The organism is Streptosporangium sp. NPDC002721 (assembly GCF_042888905.1).
Lineage (GTDB): Bacteria > Actinomycetota > Actinomycetes > Streptosporangiales > Streptosporangiaceae > Streptosporangium.
In genome coordinates this window covers 74,844-92,566 of record NZ_JBIAQI010000013.1, presented here as the reverse complement: position 1 = coordinate 92,566, position 17,723 = coordinate 74,844, and the positions used below count along the sequence as shown (strand labels likewise).

The 17,723-nt window shown below is 72.2% G+C and carries 14 protein-coding genes; 5 read left to right on the top strand and 9 right to left on the bottom strand.

Features of this window, described 5'->3' with window-relative positions:
* The first annotated feature begins 2 nt into the window (after nt 1–2).
* Together ACFYWM_RS19980 and ACFYWM_RS19975 are read left to right on the top strand one after the other, a co-directional pair.
* Nucleotides 3–791: a hypothetical protein gene (locus tag ACFYWM_RS19980; RefSeq protein ID WP_389916700.1), complete on the top strand. Its 789-nt coding sequence runs from the start codon at nt 3–5 to the stop codon at nt 789–791.
* Nucleotides 792–893: 102 nt separating this feature from the next.
* Entirely contained in the window at nt 894–1,520 is a 627-nt protein-coding gene (locus ACFYWM_RS19975; protein WP_389916698.1) for a TetR/AcrR family transcriptional regulator, read from the top strand.
* Between the two features lie 38 nt (nt 1,521–1,558).
* Here ACFYWM_RS19975 and ACFYWM_RS19970 read toward each other — a convergent pair whose 3' ends face one another.
* The 3 genes from ACFYWM_RS19970 to ACFYWM_RS19960 are packed head-to-tail and all read right to left on the bottom strand — an operon-like array spanning nt 1,559 to nt 4,913.
* Nucleotides 1,559–2,218 carry a response regulator gene (locus tag ACFYWM_RS19970; protein ID WP_389916696.1) on the bottom strand — a complete coding sequence of 220 codons (660 nt, stop codon included), beginning with the start codon at nt 2,216–2,218 and terminating at the stop codon, nt 1,559–1,561.
* A complete protein-coding gene (locus ACFYWM_RS19965; RefSeq protein WP_389916694.1) occupies nt 2,215–3,267 on the bottom strand; it encodes a sensor histidine kinase in 1,053 nt (350 codons plus the stop codon). The genes ACFYWM_RS19970 and ACFYWM_RS19965 overlap by 4 nt, the downstream gene beginning before the upstream one ends.
* An 11-nt stretch (nt 3,268–3,278) precedes the next feature.
* Nucleotides 3,279–4,913: a serine hydrolase domain-containing protein gene (locus ACFYWM_RS19960; protein ID WP_389916692.1), complete on the bottom strand. Its 1,635-nt coding sequence runs from the start codon at nt 4,911–4,913 to the stop codon at nt 3,279–3,281.
* A 398-nt stretch (nt 4,914–5,311) separates the two neighbouring features.
* Here ACFYWM_RS19960 and ACFYWM_RS19955 point away from each other — a divergent pair, with 398 nt between their 5' ends.
* Nucleotides 5,312–7,723, top strand: coding sequence for a GH1 family beta-glucosidase (locus ACFYWM_RS19955; protein ID WP_389916690.1), 2,412 nt, complete (start codon nt 5,312–5,314; stop codon nt 7,721–7,723).
* A 300-nt stretch (nt 7,724–8,023) separates the two neighbouring features.
* On the opposite strand, the gene ACFYWM_RS19950 is transcribed toward ACFYWM_RS19955, so the two are convergent.
* Together ACFYWM_RS19950 and ACFYWM_RS19945 are read right to left on the bottom strand one after the other, a co-directional pair.
* Entirely contained in the window at nt 8,024–8,560 is a 537-nt protein-coding gene (locus ACFYWM_RS19950) for a hypothetical protein (protein ID WP_389916688.1), read from the bottom strand.
* 188 nt (nt 8,561–8,748) lie between these two features.
* On the bottom strand, nt 8,749–9,771 hold the full coding sequence (locus ACFYWM_RS19945) for a winged helix-turn-helix transcriptional regulator (protein WP_389916686.1): 1,023 nt from the start codon (nt 9,769–9,771) through the stop codon (nt 8,749–8,751).
* 81 nt (nt 9,772–9,852) lie between these two features.
* On the opposite strand from ACFYWM_RS19945, the gene ACFYWM_RS19940 reads away from it, so the two are divergent.
* Nucleotides 9,853–11,307, top strand: coding sequence for an MFS transporter (locus ACFYWM_RS19940; RefSeq protein ID WP_389916684.1), 1,455 nt, complete (start codon nt 9,853–9,855; stop codon nt 11,305–11,307).
* 113 nt (nt 11,308–11,420) lie between these two features.
* Here the strand turns inward: ACFYWM_RS19940 and ACFYWM_RS19935 are convergent, their stop codons facing one another.
* Both ACFYWM_RS19935 and ACFYWM_RS19930 read right to left on the bottom strand, forming a co-directional pair.
* Entirely contained in the window at nt 11,421–11,900 is a 480-nt protein-coding gene (locus ACFYWM_RS19935) for a hypothetical protein (protein WP_389916681.1), read from the bottom strand.
* Between the two features lie 182 nt (nt 11,901–12,082).
* Nucleotides 12,083–12,610, bottom strand: a complete 528-nt coding sequence (locus tag ACFYWM_RS19930; protein ID WP_389916679.1) for a GNAT family N-acetyltransferase — start codon at nt 12,608–12,610, stop codon at nt 12,083–12,085.
* Between the two features lie 224 nt (nt 12,611–12,834).
* Between ACFYWM_RS19930 and ACFYWM_RS19925 the strand changes: the two genes are divergently transcribed.
* Nucleotides 12,835–15,114: a DEAD/DEAH box helicase gene (locus tag ACFYWM_RS19925; RefSeq protein ID WP_389916677.1), complete on the top strand. Its 2,280-nt coding sequence runs from the start codon at nt 12,835–12,837 to the stop codon at nt 15,112–15,114.
* A 300-nt stretch (nt 15,115–15,414) separates the two neighbouring features.
* On the opposite strand, the gene ACFYWM_RS19920 is transcribed toward ACFYWM_RS19925, so the two are convergent.
* Nucleotides 15,415–16,236, bottom strand: coding sequence for an alpha/beta fold hydrolase (locus ACFYWM_RS19920; RefSeq protein WP_389916675.1), 822 nt, complete (start codon nt 16,234–16,236; stop codon nt 15,415–15,417).
* 254 nt (nt 16,237–16,490) lie between these two features.
* Entirely contained in the window at nt 16,491–17,657 is a 1,167-nt protein-coding gene (locus ACFYWM_RS19915) for an acyltransferase family protein (RefSeq protein WP_389916673.1), read from the bottom strand.
* Between the last annotated feature and the right edge of the window lie 66 nt (nt 17,658–17,723).

Sequence of the window (17,723 nt, the reverse complement as noted above, 5' to 3'; positions counted from 1 at the left end):
ACATGCCGACACGAAACAACGCCCGGACCGTCTGGCTGATCGCCGGCGGGACCCTCACCGCGCTCACCGTGGCCTTCACCGCCCTGGGGGCGTGGGCCGAGATCACGAGGGTCCGCCCGAGCGCCGAGACCACGCTGCAGTCCCGGGCGCTCACCTCCTCGAAGATCGTCGTGGAGACCGCGAGCAACGTCAACGTCTCGGTCGTGCCGGGCGTGGCGAAGCGGCTGGACCTGGAGCGGACGCTCCTGTGGTTCCAGGACCGGCCCGTGGTCACCGAGGAGTGGGACGGGCGGACGCTCAGGCTCGGCGTCAGCTGTCCCGACGGCCCCGTCTGCCAGGCCGACTACGTCCTGAGCGTGCCCGCGGCCACCGACGTCGAGGCGACGTCCCACCGCTTCGGAACCGTTTCGGTGAGCGGGATCCAGGGCGACCTGCGCCTCTCCACCGCCGTGGGCGACGTGATCGTGGACGGCACGGGGGGCGCGCTGCGGGTCCGGGCGCAGACGGGCAACGTGATCGGCGCCGGCCTCAGGTCCGCCGAGGCCGACGTCGAGACCGGCACGGGAGACGTCGACCTGGGGTTCGCGGTCCCGCCGGACGACGTCAGCGCCGTGGTAAGGGCGGCCGGGAACGTGGAGGTCAGGGTGCCGGACGGGCCGGAGTACGAGGAGGGCTACAACGTGCGGACCAGCACCGGGAACGCGACCGTCGAGGTGCGGCGCGACCCGTCCGCCCCGCGGCGGATCACCACCCTGACCGGTACGGGCCGGCTGAGCGTCCTCCCCTCCTGACCCGCGCCCTCCCCTCCCGCGAGCCCATCGCACACACAGGTTTGACCAGTTCAAGACCAATGCCGGGGCCTCCGTACCCGCCCGGGGGACTTGAATCGAATCATGACTCCCGCCGACGACCCGCAGAGCCGGGCGGTCATCGACATCGCGGCGCGGCTCTTCGCGGCGTTCGGTCACGACGGCACGTCACTGCAGGGGATAGCGGAGGCTGCCGGGCAGGACCTGGCATGGGTGCAACGGCGGTTCGGCGACAAGCACGATCTCTACCTCATCGTCATCGACCACGCGGGGCGGGCGGAACGGGCCGTCGTGGAGGACGCGCTCAGCGCGCTCCCCGCCGCCGGCCCCGAGGAGTTCGCCGCGGTCATGTACGAGCTCTCCGAGCGCTACCTGGATTTCTGCCTCGACAACCCGCAGATCCCCGCCCTGTGGATGCACCGCTGGCTCGGCGACGCCGCCGACTTCCCCGACCTGGAGCAGGCCTACTCGGTCTCCCTCATCAACGACATCCGTGACGCGATGCGCACCGCCGCCAGGGCCGGGCTGATCGACGACCAGGTGGACCTGGGCCTGATGCTGCGCACGCTGATCTGGAGCGTGTACGGGTTCCTGCACGGCCAGACGATCGCCGAGGCGCACTCCGTCTCCACCGACCCCCGGGCGCGGCAGCGCCTCCTGGCCCACCACCGCCAGCTGCTCGACCGCATGCTGAGACTCCCCGGGGCCTGAGAGGGGCCTTCATCCGGCTCATGGACCCGTGTGCCCGCTCAGGCGTCCCCCGGCACCAGCCCCGCCTCGTAGGCGATGATCGCGGCCTGGACGCGGTTGTTCAGGCCGAGCCGGAGCAGGATGGCGCTGACGTGAGCCTTGACGGTGCCCTGCGAGAGGAACAGCTCGCGGCCGATGTCCTGGTTGGACATTCCCCGGCCGACGAGGGCCAGCACCTCGCGCTCCCGCGCGGTCAGCGACCTCACGTGCTCGCGTGCCACCCCCGCCCGGGACAGCCTGCCGCCGCTCAGCCGCTCGATGACCTTCCGCGCGATCCTCGGCGACAGGTACGCCGCGCCGTCGGCGACCGCGCGCACCCCGGTGATCAGCTCGCGGGGGTCCGAGGCTTTCAGCAGGAAGCTGCGGACCCCCTCGTCAAGGGCCCTGGAGACGTACTCGTCCTCGTCGAACGTGGTCAGCATGACGACCGCGACCTCCGGCGTGGCGGCACGCAGCTCGGCCGCGGCGGACAGGCCGTCGAGGCGGGGCATCCGGATGTCCAGCAGCGCGATGTCCGGCCGGTGCGCGCGCACCAGCTCGACCGCCTCGCGCCCGTCGGCGGCCTCGGCGACCACCTCGACCTCCTCGTCGGTGGCGAGGATCGCCCGCACCCCCGCTCGGATCATGGCCTCGTCGTCGGCCAGCACTATCCGGATCATCGGTCTCCCTCGTCTCCTCTCCCGCCGGTCGGGGCCCCTTCCCCCTCGAAGGCCGGGCCGGACGGGAACCGCGCCGTCACGACGGACCCGCCGTCCCGGGGACCGGCCCGCAGGGTGCCCCCGAGCAACCGCACCCGCTCGCGCAGGCCCGCGATCCCGCTCCCCCCGCTCGCCCCGCTCACCGGCACCGGCCCGGCGGGGGCGGAAGCGGGGGCGGGGGCGGGGGCGGCGGAGTTCGACACGGTGACGGTGACCGCGTCGCGGGCCCGTTCGACGCGTACGCGCACGTCAGCGCCCGGGGCGTGGCGGGCGGCGTTGGTCAGCGACTCGCGCACCACCCGGTGCGCGGCCCTGTCCACCAGCGGCGGCAGGGGCGCCCCCTCGCCGGCGTGGTCGAGGACGACCGTCATCCCGGCGCCACGCGCGCGGTCCACCAGCGCCTCGACGGACTCGTCCGGCGGCTCGGTGGAAACGGCGCCGGTCTCGCGCAGCACCCCGAGGGTGTGCCGGAGGCGGTCGGTCGCGGTGACCGCGGAGGCCCGCAGTCGCGCCGCCGCCTCCCGGTTCCGCGGGGTCATGTCGGCGGCCAGCTCCAGGGCTCCGGCGCGCAGCGCGATCAGTGCCAGCTCGTGGCCGAGCGAGTCGTGCATGTCCTCGGCGATACGGGCGCGCTCGCGAAGGGTGACGCGCTCGGCGACGAACTCCCGCTCCCGCCCGAGCCGGGCGACCCGCTCCCGGCCCGCCTCCAGCAGGTCGGCCTGCTGCCGCTGGAAACAGCCCGCCAGCCACGGCAGCACCACGAAGAGGCCGAGGACCGCCAACGCGCCGACAGCGGTCGCGACGTCCGGCACGGCGTAGAGGGACCCGGCCGTCGCGAGAACGACCAGGAGCAGCCGGCCGCGCCGTACGGGCAGGTGGCGGCCGTGCAGGTAGGCCACGACGGCCAGTATCACGAAGAGAAGCTGCCGCCACATCGGGATGCTGTCGAGGTGCAACCCGCTGATCAGGGCGGATCCCGCGATCACCGCCAGCGCCACGCCGTTTCTCATCGGGCCGATTCTCATCGGGTCGACACTACCGACCGCAGCCTCACCAGCCGCATCGCGGCGGTGACGGCCCCCGCCGCGGCCACGACCGCGAAGGTGATCGTCATCGGTGCGGCGAAGTAGGTGAGCTGCTCCCAGGTGACCGTCCGGCCGTTCATCAGAAAGGAGATCAGCCACGGGTACGCGGCGAACAGCGCGGCCGGCAGCAGCAACGGCGCCGTCCGTAACCCCGTCCGCAGCACCGTCCGCAGACCGGTCCGCCAGGCCGGGCTCCCCGCTCTCCGGCTCCCCCAGCGGCGGGACTCCGGCACGCCGGGCACCCGCTGGGACCGAACCCGTGCGCGATGAGCCACCCGGCTCGCCCAACGGCGGGACTCCGGCACGCCGGGCACCCGCTGGGACCGAACCCGTGCGCGATGAGCCACCCGGCTCGCCCAGCGGCGGGACCGCAGCACGCCGAGCGCGCCCAGGCCCGCCGCCGCCAGCGCGATCACCCCCAGGGCCAGCTCGAACTCCTGCCGACCGCCGCCCGGCACGTCGGGCGTGCCACCCCGGCTCATCGCGAGGAGGCCGAGGAGCACGTCGTAGGTGTCGTCGTGGAGAGCGGCGCTGTTGGTCATGACCGCGAAGCCGTACCCCGTGTCCGGGGCGATCGCCTCCACCGCGGTGTAGGTGAACAGGTTGCCCGAGTGCACGAGCAGCCTGGTGCCGTCCACGCTCTCCTCGCCCCAGCCCATGCCGTAGCCGCGCGCCGCGGACGGCGTGTGCATGGTCCTCAGGCTCTCCGGCGTCACCAGTTGCTTCCCGTGGCCGGTCTGGCCGATCAGCCATCTGCCCATGTCGGCCGCGTTCGTGACGACGCCGCCGCCACCGCCGTCGCGGAAGCCGGGCAGCTCGGGGCGCGCCACCCAGGCGCCGTACAGCGAGTTGAATCCCTCGGACGGCCTGACGACGCGGTCTCCGACGGCGCTGCCCGTCATGCCGAGCGGGCCGAAGACACGCCGCCGCATGTAGTCGCCGAAGCTCCGTCCGCTGACGACCTCGACCAGCCTGGCGGCCACGTCGTAGTTGACGTTGCAGTACTCCCAGCGCGTACCGGGATCGGCGGCCAGCGTGCCGGTGCCCAGCGCGGACACGTAGCCGGCGAGCGACGTGGCCTCCTGCGTCGCGCCGATGTCCACGGTGGTGTCGGACAGGCCGGAGGTCTGGTTGAGCAGGTGCCGCACGGTGATCCCGGCCGCGCGCCGATCGGCCATGCGGAACTCCGGCAGCCGCCCGGCTACCGGCTCGTCCAGCGAGATCCCGCCGTCGTCGACCAGCGTCATGACGGCCATGGCGGTGAACGACTTGCTGACCGAGGCGACACGCATCGGGGTCCTCTCGGTGACCGGTTCGCCGTCCGGCCCGTGCCCGTACCCACCGGCGTGCACGATCTCGCCCCTTTGGGTGACGACGACGGACATCCCCGGCAGTCCGGTGGACTCCATGGTCCGTTCGAGGTAGGCCCCGACGGCGGCCGGGGTGAGCCCGGTGGCGGGTGGCGCGGCCCGCGCGGCGGGAGCCGTGACGAGGACCGGGACGAGGACCAGGACGAGGACCGAGACCAGGCCGGCCGCCACCGCCGTCAGGCGGATGAGCTCGTGTTTCATGGGAAGAACCTAGGAACCCCGCGTCCGGGAAAGATCCGACGACCGGCCACCGCCACCCCCGACCAAAGTCTGATCTCCGGCCGGCGGCAGGCGCCGGACGTCCCGCCGGCGACCCGCGTGGTCGCCTCTCCCGCCCCGGCCGGCCCCGTCCACGGTGGCGGCGCGGGCGACCGGCCCCCGGCCCTCGGCCTCGCTGTCGGTGGCGTCCGTTACCGTGTCGCCGATCGCGTACGCGAGTGAGATGGGAGCGCGCCCACACCGGTCGGGAAATCCCTCGACGGCGGGCCGCTACCGTCTCATGATGTCGGTGGAGGACACTTCCACCGGCCGGGACGACGGCGACCCCGCCATCGTCCGCGCTTTCGGACAGTGGCGAGAACCAACGGGGGTTTTCGATGATGACCGCAACGACCGTCTCGGCCCGGGGCGAGACCCTGGCCTTTCCCGAGGGCTTCGTCTGGGGGGCCGCCACCGCCGCCTACCAGATCGAGGGCGCCGCGCGGGCCGGGGGGCGAGGCACGTCGATCTGGGACACGTTCTCCCACACGCCGGGCAGGACCATCGACGGTCACACCGGCGACGTGGCCTGCGACCACTACCACCGCTACGCCGACGACGTCCGCATGATGGCGGACCTGGGCCTCGGGGCCTACCGGTTCTCGGTGGCGTGGCCCAGGATCCAGCCGTCGGGCTCGGGGCCCGCCGTCGCCGCCGGGCTCGACTTCTACGACCGGCTGGTGGACGAGCTGCTGGCGGCCGACATCGCGCCCTACGTGACGCTCTACCACTGGGACCTCCCCCAGGCGCTGGAGGACCTGGGCGGGTGGACCAACCGCGACACCGCCCACCGCTTCGCCGACTTCGCGCGCATCATGTACGACCGTCTCGGCGACCGCGTCGGGACGTGGATGACCATCAACGAGCCGTGGGTGGCCGCGGTGCTGGGGTACGGCATCGGCGTCCACGCGCCGGGCCGCGCCTCGGCGGCGGAGGCCTTCCGCGCCTCCCACCACCTCCTGCTCGCCCACGGCCTGGGCGCCCGGGTGCTGCGCGACGCGGGGGCCCGCGAGATCGCCCTCAACCTGAACCTCACGCCGGTGATGACGCCCGGCCAGGTGAGCGACCCCGACCTCGTCCCGTCCGCCGAGGACGCCGAGGCGGTGAACCTGATCGACAGCCTCATCAACCGGCAGTTCCTCGACCCCGTCCTTCGCGGCGAGCACCCCGAGGCGGTGCTCGCCATCATGGAGCGCATGGGCGGGGTCGGCCACATCCACGACGGCGACCTGGAGACGATCAACCAGCCCATCGACCTGCTCGGGATCAACTACTACACCCCCTGCGTCGTACGGTCCGAGCCCGGCGAGCCGGCCAACGCCGCCTACCCCGGCAGCGAGAACATCCGGTTCAGCGGCACCCACGCCCCGACGACGGCGATGGGCTGGGCGATCGTGCCGACCGGGCTCTCCCAGCTGCTCACGCGGCTCTCGTGCGACTACCCCGAGGTCGGCCTGCTCGTCACCGAGAACGGCGCCGCGTTCGACGACGTGGTGACGGGCGACCGCGTGCACGACACCGACAGGACCGCCTTCTTCGAGGGCCACCTGAGGGCCGCGCACGCCGCGATCGAGGCCGGTGCCGACCTGCGCGGCTTCCTGGTCTGGTCGTTGCTGGACAACTTCGAGTGGGCCGAGGGCTACCACAAGCGCTTCGGGATCGTGCACGTCGACTTCGAGACGCAGCGGCGGCTGCCCAAGGACAGCGCGCTGTGGTACCGCGAGGTGATCCGGCACAACGGGCTGCACCGCGAGCGCGTCAAGCGCCCCACCCTGGAGGCGGTCGCCGCCCGCGCGGGCGTGTCGAGGTCGACCGTCTCCCGCGTGATCAACGGTGAGGGCACGGTCAGCGACGAGTTCCGCGCGATCGTCATGCACGCCGTCAACGAGCTGGGCTACGTCCCCAACTCGGCGGCCCGCAGCCTGGTGACCCGGCGCACCGACTCGATCGCGCTGGTCGTCTCCGGCTCCCCCGCCGGGACCCGCTCCGACGACCCGCTGTTCGCGGCGACCGTCCGCTCGGCCACCCGGGAGCTGGAGGAGTCGGGCAAGCGCGTCACCCTCATGATCGCCGACTCGTCGGCCGGACGGCTCCGGGTGGAGCAGTACGCCGCCTCCGGGCACGTCGACGGGGTGGTGCTCGTGTCGGCGCAGGGCACCGACCCGCTGCCCGCCGCGCTGGCCCGTACGGGCATCCCCGTCGTGTCGCTGGGCAGGCCCTCGGTGGCGACGCACGCGGCGTACGCCGACGTCGACAACGTGGGCGGCGCCGCCTCGGCGGTCGGGCACCTGCTCGCCAGGGGACGGCGGCGGATCGCCGCGATCGCCGGGCCCCCGGACGCGGTCGCCGCGCAGGAACGGCTGAGGGGCTACCGCGAGGCCCTGCGCGACACCGGGCACCGGTCGATCATCGCCGTCGGCGACCTCACCCTCGCCTCGGGCGCCGAGGCGATGCGCCAGCTCCTGCGCGACGACCCGGCCCTCGACGCGGTCTTCGCGACCGGTGACCTGATGGCGATCGGCGCCCTGCGGGTGCTGGGCGAGGCGGGGCTGCGGGTGCCGAAGGACGTCGCGATCGTGGGATTCGACGACATCGAGGCCTCCTCGTACGCCGTGCCCGCGCTCACCACCGTGCGCACGCCCCGGGAGGACCAGGCGCGGGTCGCGGTCCGCCTGCTCCTCCGCCAGATCGACGGCGGGCCCGTGTCGTCGACGATCCTGCCCACCGAGCTGGTCATCCGGGAGTCCACCTGACGGGTGGCGGGGTGGCGGGGTGCCGAGGCGACCGGTCGCCCGGGTGACGGGGCGCCCGGGTGACCAGGTGACCAGGTGACCAGGTGACCAGGTGACCAGGTGACCAGGTGACCAGGTGACCAGGTGACCAGGTGACAGGGTGTCGGTGAGACCCGCCGGGCGCGCGGTGACCCGCGGGCCGGAGCGACTGCTCCGGCCCGAACTCCAGGCCCCGGTTCACGCGCCCGTCAGCCGCGCCCATCAGCCGCGCGCCCGTCAGTCACGCGCCCGTCAGCCGCGCGCCCATCAGTCGCGCGTCCGTCAGTCGCGCGCCTTCTTTCCTTCCGCGGTGACCGCGTACCACTCCCCGTCGAAGGCGTCGACGTCATGCCCCTGGATGTCTCCGGCCGCGGTGTCCTTGGCGAAGTAGTAGAGGGGATGGTCGTTGTAGGTGACCTGCGTCGTGCCGTCGTCCCGCTCGATGGTGTCGAGCAGGTCCGCCTTGACCCCCTGGCCCGCCTCGGGCCTCCCGTCCGTGACGTACGGCGGCCATGCCCGCGCGCAGGCGCCGGAACACGACGACCTCCCGTTCCTGTCCTCGTCGAAGAGGTAGAGCGTGCGGCCTCCCTCTCCGACCAGAACCCTTCCGATCCTCGTCTCGCCCAGCTCGACCACGGCCCTGGTCGCCGGCGAGGACGAGTCGGTGGTTTCCGGTGAGGTGGGGGTTGCCGGCGAGGTGGGTGACGCCTTGACCTGGTCCGCGACCATCGGCTCGGTCGTGCTCCCGTCGTCGGCGCCGCCGCATCCGGCTGCGAGCACGCCGAGCGCGAGCACACCGGCATGAAGCAACTTCCTCATCTCCGACCCTCCAGGTAAGCAGTGCCATTACTGCTGGACAGCAGACACGCTGCGGCACCGGCCGGGGGGCACGACACGGATCGCTTGGACATGCCTTTGCCCGTCCTTGCGAGACCCGTCTCACCCCCGGACCACCGGGGCGGGGGACCCCGGTCAGGGACAGGGGACAGGAGGGGGGAGCGGGGCGGTCAGCCGGAGGCCCGGAGGGTGGCGCGGGAGCGGTGGCGGTGCGCCTTCTGGCGGCACGCCGTGCCGCAGAACCGCGCGGGACGGCCGGTGCGCGCGACGCGGATCGGGCCGCCGCACACCTCGCACCGCGAGGACTCCGCGCCGGAACGGTCCTCCTCACGCGCCGACGTCGGCGCCGCGCCCCGGGTTCCGTCACGTGGCGGCACCGGAGCCCGAGTTTCGTTACGCGGTGGCGCTGCGGGCCCGGTTTCGTTACGCGGGGACGCGGTGCGCGCGGTTTCGTTACGCGGAGGCGTGGTGGGCGGGGTTTCGTTACGCAGGGGCGCGGTGGGCCCGGTTTCGTCGCGCGGGGGCGTCACGGACGGCGCTTCGTGGCCGGTCCGCGACGAGGGGACGGCCCCTGTCGCGGTGACCGGCGGAGCGACCGAGGCGGCCACCGGCGGAGCGGCAGAAGCGGCGACCGATACGGCCACCGGCGCGCTGACCGGCGGGGCGGCCGATACGGCCACCGGCGCGGCAGCAGAAGCGGTGACCGGCGGGGCGGCCGAGGCGGCCACCGGCGCGGCAGCAGAAGCGGTGACCGGCGGGGCGGCCGAGGCGGCGACCGTACGGGCGTCGTAGTCGGCGCGGGCGGCGGCGATCTCGTTCTGGTGCCGTTCCGTCCAGCTGACGAGCGACTGGATGGTGTCGTGCAGGGTCACGCCGAGGGGCGTGAGCTCGTAGTCGACCCTGGGCGGCACGACGGGGTGCACAGTGCGGCGCACCAGGCCGTCCCGTTCCAGGTGGCGCAGGGTGACGGTCAGCATGCGCTGGCTGACGCCGTCGATCTCGCGGCTCAGCTCGGTGAAACGGAGGGTGCGGCTGTCGAGGAGCGCGATGACGAGCAGGGACCACTTGTCCGCGACCCGGTCGAGGATCTGGCGGACCTCGCAGTCTTCCCGGGTGTCCCACTGGTGGGCGTCCACGTAGGCGTCGCCGGTATCCCAGCAGCGACTCGGTGACTTCGAAGTGCCTTCTTCCATGGTCATCGATGGTGTCCCATGATGCGACTACTTACAAGAGGGAACCCTCCACGTTCCCGCCCCTCCCCGAGGAGTCGTCTCGTGTCCACACCACTGTCCCCGCCCCTGGACCGCATGGGCGGGCGCGCCTGGGGCATGCTGCTCGTGCTGTGCGGCGCGATCTTCCTGGAGGGGATCGACGTGGCGATGCTGAACGTGGCCCTGCCGTCGATCCGCGCCGACCTGGGCCTGACCACCGGTTCGCTGAGCTGGGTGATGAGCTCGTACGTGCTCGGCTACGGCGGTTTCATGCTGCTGGGCGGGCGGGCCGCCGACCTGCTCGGGCGGCGGCGGATGTTCCTGGCGTGGCTCGGCGTGTTCATCGTCTTCTCGGGCCTGGGCGGGTTCGCGACCGAGGGGTGGGTCCTCATCGTCGCCCGTTTCGTGACGGGGGTGGCCTCCGCGTTCATGGCGCCCGCCGGGCTGTCCATCATCACGACGAACTTCGCCGAGGGCCCGCGGCGCAACCGGGCGCTCCTGGTCTACGCGGGTACGGCGGCGGCCGGTTTCTCGCTCGGCCTCGTCGTCGGCGGCCTGCTCGCCGAGATCAGCTGGCGGTGGGTGTTCTTCGCCCCGGTGATCATGGCCTCCGTGGTCCTCGTCGCCGCGCTCCTCCTCATCCCGGCCGGCGATCGCCCGGACCGGCACACGCGGGGCTTCGACCTGGCCGGGGCGGTCACCGTGACCGGGGCGATGATGGTGCTGGTGTTCGCGGTCGTCAGGCTGGAGGACCCCGCCGGGGGCTGGGTCTGGACGGCCGGAGCGCTCGCCGCCGGGATCGCGCTGCTCGCCGCCTTCGTGGCGATCGAGCGGCGGTCGGCGTCGCCGCTGGTGCGCCTGGGCGTCCTCCGCTCCGGCCCGCTGGTGCGCGCCAACCTGGGCGCGCTGCTGTTCGGGGGCTCCTTCTTCGGGTTCCAGTTCCTCGTCGTGCTCTACCTGCAGGAGCTGCGCGGCTGGTCGTCGTTGCAGGCGGCCCTGGCTCTGCTGGTGGTCAGCATCGACGCCATCCTGGCGCCGACCCTCACCCCGCGCCTGGTGAACCGCTTCGGCAACGTCCGGGTGATCTTCGGCGGGCTCTGCCTGGCCGCCGTGGCCTACGCCCTGTTCCTGCCGGTCGGCCTCGACTGGACGTACGCGGCGATGTTCCCGACCATGGTCGTTCTCGGTCTCGGCTTCGCCCTGGCGTACGGGCCGCTCACCATCGCCGCGACCGACGGCGTGGCCGAGGAGGAGCAGGGGCTCGCCGGTGGGCTGCTGTACACCTCGTTCCAGTTCGGCTCGGCGCTCGGCCTGTCGGCGGTGACCGCCGTGAACGTCGCCGCCACCGGGTCCGGCGGATCGCTCCTCACCCAGCTCGACGGCTTCCGCGCGGCCCTGGTCATCCCGCTCGCGATGGCCGTCGCCGCGGCGGCCGTCGTCGCGTCCGGCCTGCGCGGGCGCGGCGGGGCCGGTACGGAGTCCCGCCACGAGGCCCCGGTGCCCGCCGAGTCCCGTTAGCGGCCGCTTCCGGCTTGGTCATGCCCTCGGAGCCGGGGACGGTCGGACCCGTGCCCCTCCCGGACATCGCTGTCCGGGAGGTCGGGCGGGTCGGTGTTCCTTGAAAAACGGGACTAGAAGGCGTCGCCCCAGCGGCCGCAGTCGTCGAACTTGTCCGTGCCCTCGCAGACGCGGATCTTGAAGTCGTCGAAGCCGTTGCTCTTCTTGAAGCCGCCGAAGTGGTCGATGTCGCCGTGGCCGCGGGTCTTGAAGACCTTGGTGTGGAAGCCGAAGCGGTCGTGCCACTTGAACCACACGTAGCTGGGGGAGCGGTCACGGTCACGGTCGAACAGGTCGCCGTAGAACCAGTAGCGGCCGTTGTCCTTGGTCCAGTAGCCCTTGAAGTAGGAGCGGTGGCCGAAGTCCTCGCCGCGGCCGAAGCCGGAGTAGTAGGGGCCGAAGAAGTGCTTGCCGGAGGTCTGGGCCTGCTGCGTGGCGGCCGTGGCTGCGGTGCCCGCGGTGGTGGAGGCGGAGGCGGCGGGGGCCGCGGCCACACCGGCCAGCAGGGAGGCGGCCAGGGCGGCTCCGGCGAGAAGGGCGCGAGTGGTGCTCATCGTCATGCTCCTGTGCGGTGATGGAGGGTCTTGCCGTTCGGACATCACGAACACTAGAAACCGACAAGACTTCCTTCTGCGCAGGAATGCACACTCACCCCCCAACGTGCACTATTACCGATTTGCACCCATGGGCGGGACGGCTCGCCGTACGGCCGCGAGAGGCGCCCGAGCAGGCCGTCTCACGTCCCCGCTGCGAGGTCCACGCGCCAGTCGTTGCACCGTATGGCGTTTCCCGGCGGGTACTCGAAGTCGCACTCGGCGACGAACTCGAACCCGGCCTTCCGGCAGACCGCGTTCGACGCGGGATGGTCGACGGAGGGGTACGCGTGGACGTACCGGTGCCTGCCCTCTGCCCTGGCCTCGGCGAGGACGGCCAGGGCCGCCGCGACCGCCACACCCCGGCCCTGGAACTCCGGCAGGACGCTCCAGCCGGTCTCGTACACGGTCTCGTCCCCCCAGGCGCGCTCCCAGTATCCGATGCTGCCGGCCCGCTGGAGCCCCGGGAGCAGGACGACGCCGAACATTCGACCGGTCTCCTTCCCGGCGAGGTCGACGTATCTCCTGTGCCGGTCGAGAAGTTTCTCCTCGGTCTCCGGGCCTCCCAGGTGCTCGGTCATCTCCGGGGCGTTGATGCGACGCAGCAGGTCGAAATCGGTCTCCGCCCACGGGTCGAGCCGCACCAGCGGCGCGTTCGCCTGATCCGGCATCTCTCTCACTCCGCCTCACTCCACCTTCGTCCGCTCGCGTTCGGAAGCACGCGGATTCTGCCAGGAGGCACCGACAAACCGGTCCCGGCGGGCGGTGGGCTCCCGGTTCCGGACCGTTCATCAAGTTCCCCCTGGAACCAATGAACGGCTCATTCCAGGGCAAAGGGCTGTGACGCCGTGCCCGGCCTGGCCGATCGTTGACAACGACCGGGTGGTTGGCCACGGTGAACTACCGCGATCGGGCCGTGGACGGGAGGGACGAGGGCTTGGGCGACGTCGAGCGAGAAGACCCGGCATCCACCCCCAGGCAGGTCAGGACCCTCTTCCTGAGGACCGGCCGCCTCCTGTCCCACGCGCGTACGCTGCTCGCCGACGACGAGCGGGCGCGCGCCGAGGTCCGGCGGGCGCTGTCCTCGATACGCACGCGCCTGGCCCGCGAGGAGCTGGGGTCGATCCCTCTGACGCGCCTGAAGGACGTCACCGTGGGACGGCTGCGGCTCAAGGCCCTCGAACAGGCCGGCCACCAGACGGTCCTCGACATCCTGGACACCACCCCGTACGCCCTCCAGCTGCTCCCCGGCGTCGGGGTGTGGAACGCGAAGCAGGCGCACGCCGCCGCCGGGCAGATCGCCAGGGCGGTGGAGGAGACGGTGGCGCTGCGGATCGACGTCGACCGGCAGGACGACGAGACCACGGCCCTGCTGGTCGCGCTGCACCGGCTGGTGAACGCCGGTCCCGACCTGCCGCGCGCGAGCGGCGCCGCGCGGAGGATCGAAAAAAGGCTGGCCTCGCTCCTGCCCGCCGCGCAACCGGCGCGCGGGTGGCTGCGGATGCTGCTCGCGGGCCAGAGAGGCCGCCGCCGCGCGCAGGAGGCCGTCGCGCGGATCGAGGACGTGATCGCGGAGGCGAACGCGTCCGACACGGCGCTGCTCTTCAGCCAGGCCTCCGTGGACCTGCTGCGCCCGCCGGTGTCCGGCATCGAGGCATGGGTCGACTTCGAGCTCCGCGCGTCCGAGTACTACAACCTGCTCGCCGAGATCGCGGCCACCGAACCCGACCGCGTCGCCTCCGAGGGCTTCCTGCCCGACGACATCTCCGCGCGGGTCAAGGCCCAGGACCTCGACGACACCCACCGCAGGGTCTCCCTGCGCGGCTACCAGTCGTTCGGCGCCCGCTTCGCCCTCGCCCAGCGCCGGGTGATCCTGGGGGACGAGATGGGCCTGGGCAAGACCATCGAGGCCGTCGCCGCCCTCGCGCACCTCTGGGCGCGGGGCGAGCGGTACTTCCTGGTGGCCTGCCCGGCCAGCGTCCTGATCAACTGGGTACGCGAGATCGAGTCCCGCAGCACGCTGCCGGCCTACTCCCTGCGCGGCGGCGACCGGGACGCGGCCCTGGCGGAGTGGTTCCGCACCGGAGGCGTCGCCGTGACCACCATCGACACCCTGCACCGGCTGGAGATCCCCGGCGACGTCACGCTCGGGATGTTCGTGGTCGACGAGGCGCACTACGTCAAGAACCCGGCCGCCCGGCGTTCCCGGGCCGTCGCCCGCTGGTGCGCCCGTACCGACCGGGTGCTCTTCATGACCGGGACCCCGATGGAGAACCGCGTCGAGGAGTTCCGCAACCTGATCGGCTACCTCAGGCCCGACCTGCTCCCCGGCATCCGGAACGGTGACATGGCGGCGCTGGCGACGGGGGACGCGAAGGGGCGGTCCTTCCGCAGGGCCGTCGCGCCGGTCTACCTGCGCCGCAACCAGGAGGACGTGCTCACCGAGCTGCCCGACCTCGTCCAGGTGGACGAGTGGGAGGAGTTCAGCCCGGCGGACCTCACCGCCTACCGGAAGGCCGTGGCCGACGGGAACTTCATGGCGATGCGCCGCGCCGCCTACGCCGTGCCGGAGACGTCGGCCAAGCTCCAGAGGCTGCTGGAACTCGTCGACGAGGCGGCGGACAACGGCCTCAAGGTCGTGGTCTTCTCCTACTTCCGCGACGTCATGGCCGCCGTCCACGAGGCTCTCGGCGGCTCCGGGTCACTGGGGTCCCCCGGCCCCCTCGGTGACCCCGGCGGCCGGGTCCACGGGCCGATCTCGGGCGACCTCGGCACCGCCCAGCGCCAGCGGGTCATCGACGAGTTCACGGCCGCCCCCGGCCACGCGGTGCTGCTCAGCCAGATCCAGGCCGGCGGCGTCGGCGTCAACCTGCAGGCCGCCTCCGTGGTGATCATCTGCGAGCCCCAGGTCAAGCCGACCATGGAGAGCCAGGCCGTGGCCCGCGCCCACCGCATGGGACAGGTCCGCAAGGTCCAGGTGCACCGCATCCTGACGGCCGACAGCGTCGACCAGCGCATGCTGGACATCCTCCGCGGCAAGTCCGGGCTCTTCGACACCTACGCCCGCCGCAGCGACCTCGCCGAGTCCACCCCCGACGCGATCGACATCTCCGACCAGACCCTGGCCCGCCAGGTCGTCGAGGAGGAACAGCGACGCCTCGCGACGTCACGGTAGACACAGGCGTAGTCGTCGCGTGCGTCCGAGGAGGGTTACGGCCCTGCTGGATACAGGAATGCGAACGAACGTTCCTCCCGTACGGAATACGAATCGTGCGGAGCGAAATGAGAATCGTGCGCTCCCGAACGATTCGCTGCCCCGAACGTTCGCGATCGCGGCGCGGCGAATCCCGCTCCCCGACCCCGTTCAGGACGTCGCCCCCACCCGGGACGCCGAACCGTCTCGGACGCCGAACCGTCTCGGACGCCGAACCGTCTCGGACGCCGACGACGGCCGGCGGACCGGCACCGAACCGTCTCAGGAGCTGATGAAGGCGAGCAGGTCGGCGTCGAACTCGTCCCGGTAGGCGCCGACCAGGCCGTGCGGCCTGCCCGGATAGACCTTCAGGGTGGCGTCCTCCACCAGTTCGGCCGACTTCGGGCCCGCGGCGACGATGGGCACGATCTGGTCGGCGTCGCCGTGCGCGATGAGGGTCGGGACGTCGAAGCGCCGGAGGTCCTCGGTGAAGTCGGTCTCGGAGAATGCCTTGACGCAGTCGTACGCCCCCTTGAGGCCCACCTGCATGCTCCACAGCCAGAAGGCGTTCCTCGCCCCCTCCGACACCTCCGCGCCTGGCCGGTTGAAACCGTAGAAGGGCATGCTGAGGTCCTTGTAGAACTGCGAGCGGTCACCCTTGACCCCCGCGCGGATCTCGTCGAACACCCCGATCGGCAGGCCCTCGGGATTGGCGTCGGTCCTCAGCATGAGCGGCGGGACCGCGCCCAGCAGGACGGCCTTGGCGACGCGGGAGGTGCCGTGCCGGCCGATGTAGCGGGTCACCTCGCCACCGCCGGTGGAGTGGCCGACCAGGATCACCTCGCGCAGGTCGAGGGCTTCGATCAATTGGGCCAGGTCGTCGGCGTAGGTGTCCATGTCGTTGCCGTTCCAGGGCTGGCCGGAACGCCCGTGCCCCCGGCGGTCATGCGCGACGGCCCGGAAACCGTTGTCCGCGACCAGTTTCATCTGGTCGTCCCAGACGTCGGCGTTGAGCGGCCAGCCGTGGCTGAAGACGACCGGCTGCCCGCCGCCCCAGTCCTTGTAGAAGATCTCGGTACTGTCAGCGGTGGTGACGAAGGCCATGGTCGGTTCCTCAAGGTGGGTGCTGGCTGGACACACCTCGAAGTTAGGTCAGCGAGTGGTGTCCGCCACCGATCGGACGACCACGCCACGCGAACTTCGTACCGCATTGACGAAACCATGAATCCACGAGGGAGTTCGGCGAGGCCCGGGGCCCGAGGGCCGGGAAGGTCGTCGGGGTCGGTCGAGCGGGCCGGCCACAGGGCCGCCTACGTCGAGCGGTACGCCGCCCCCTGACCCGGGCGGCCGGGCGAGTCCTAATGCCCGTGCGGCGCGGACTCCCCCACCGAAGACGCCGGAGACGCCGGAGACGCCGGAGACGCTGCCAGCCGCCTGCCGAGACGTTGCGCGGGGGCCTCGATCAGGCGGTGGGTCAGATAGCAGAGCGGCACCAGGGCGAGGAAGAACATCGGGAGGTTCGGGCTGATCCGCAGCAGGAGCGGGTGCAGCAGATAGAGGGAGAAGCTGATCACTCCCAGGTGGGCGAGCCAGCGGGGGAACGACCTGCGCCGCAGCGCGAACCCGGCGGCGAAGAAACCCGCGGCCAGCAGGATCGCGGGCGCCCAGCCGGGATCGTCCTTGGCGAGGGCCCCGCAGGCCAGGACCGTCAGCACGGTGGCGACGGCGGTACGCCACCGGATGGTCCCCTGCTCGGCGCGGTACACGGCCGTACCGGCGAACATCACGGCCAGGATGATCAACCCCTGCCACGCGCCGATCCGGCTGCCCAGGATCACCAGGGTCAGCCCGAGGAGACCGCCCGCCACGGCGGCGGCCGTACGCGACCGGCCTCCCGCCCACGCCGACACCACGACGACCGCGACCACCGCGACCCCGAGAAGCACCGCGACCAGGTCGGCGCGGCCACCGATGACCGGCTTCGTCAGCAGCAAACCCAGGAGCACGGCCGACAGCGCCAGGACGATCGCGGTCGCGGCCGACCGGTGCGCCCGTCCCGTGGCGAACAGCCCGACCGCCAGCAGGTAGAACGCCATCTCGTACGAGAGCGTCCACATCACGTCGATGACGGCGGGAACGCCGAGCAGCTCCTGCAGCATCGTCACGTTCCCGAGGACGACCAGGGGCAGGGGCCGCGTGCTCAGGCCCGGGTGGAGGGCGTACGCCCCCGCGTACGCGAGCAGGAGTGCCAGGCCGATCGCGGCGAGCAGCAGAGGGAGGAGGCGGAAGACGCGGCCGATCCAGAAGGCCCGCAGGTCACCGCGCCGTTCCAGGGAGGCGGGGATGATGTAGCCGCTGACCAGGAAGAACACGAAGACGCCCCAGGTGCCGACGTCGATCCGGCGATCCACCTCGGCCCAGACGTCCGGGACGAAGGTCCAGCCGGAGTGGTGCAGCGCGACGGCCAGCGCGGCGGGCCCCCGCAGGGCGTCCAACCAGGCCAGCCGTGAGGGGGTCGGGGCCATTCGCCCGACTCTAGGCGATGGTCATCTTTTCCCGGACATCACCCGGTCCGCGATGTCACCGGAAGA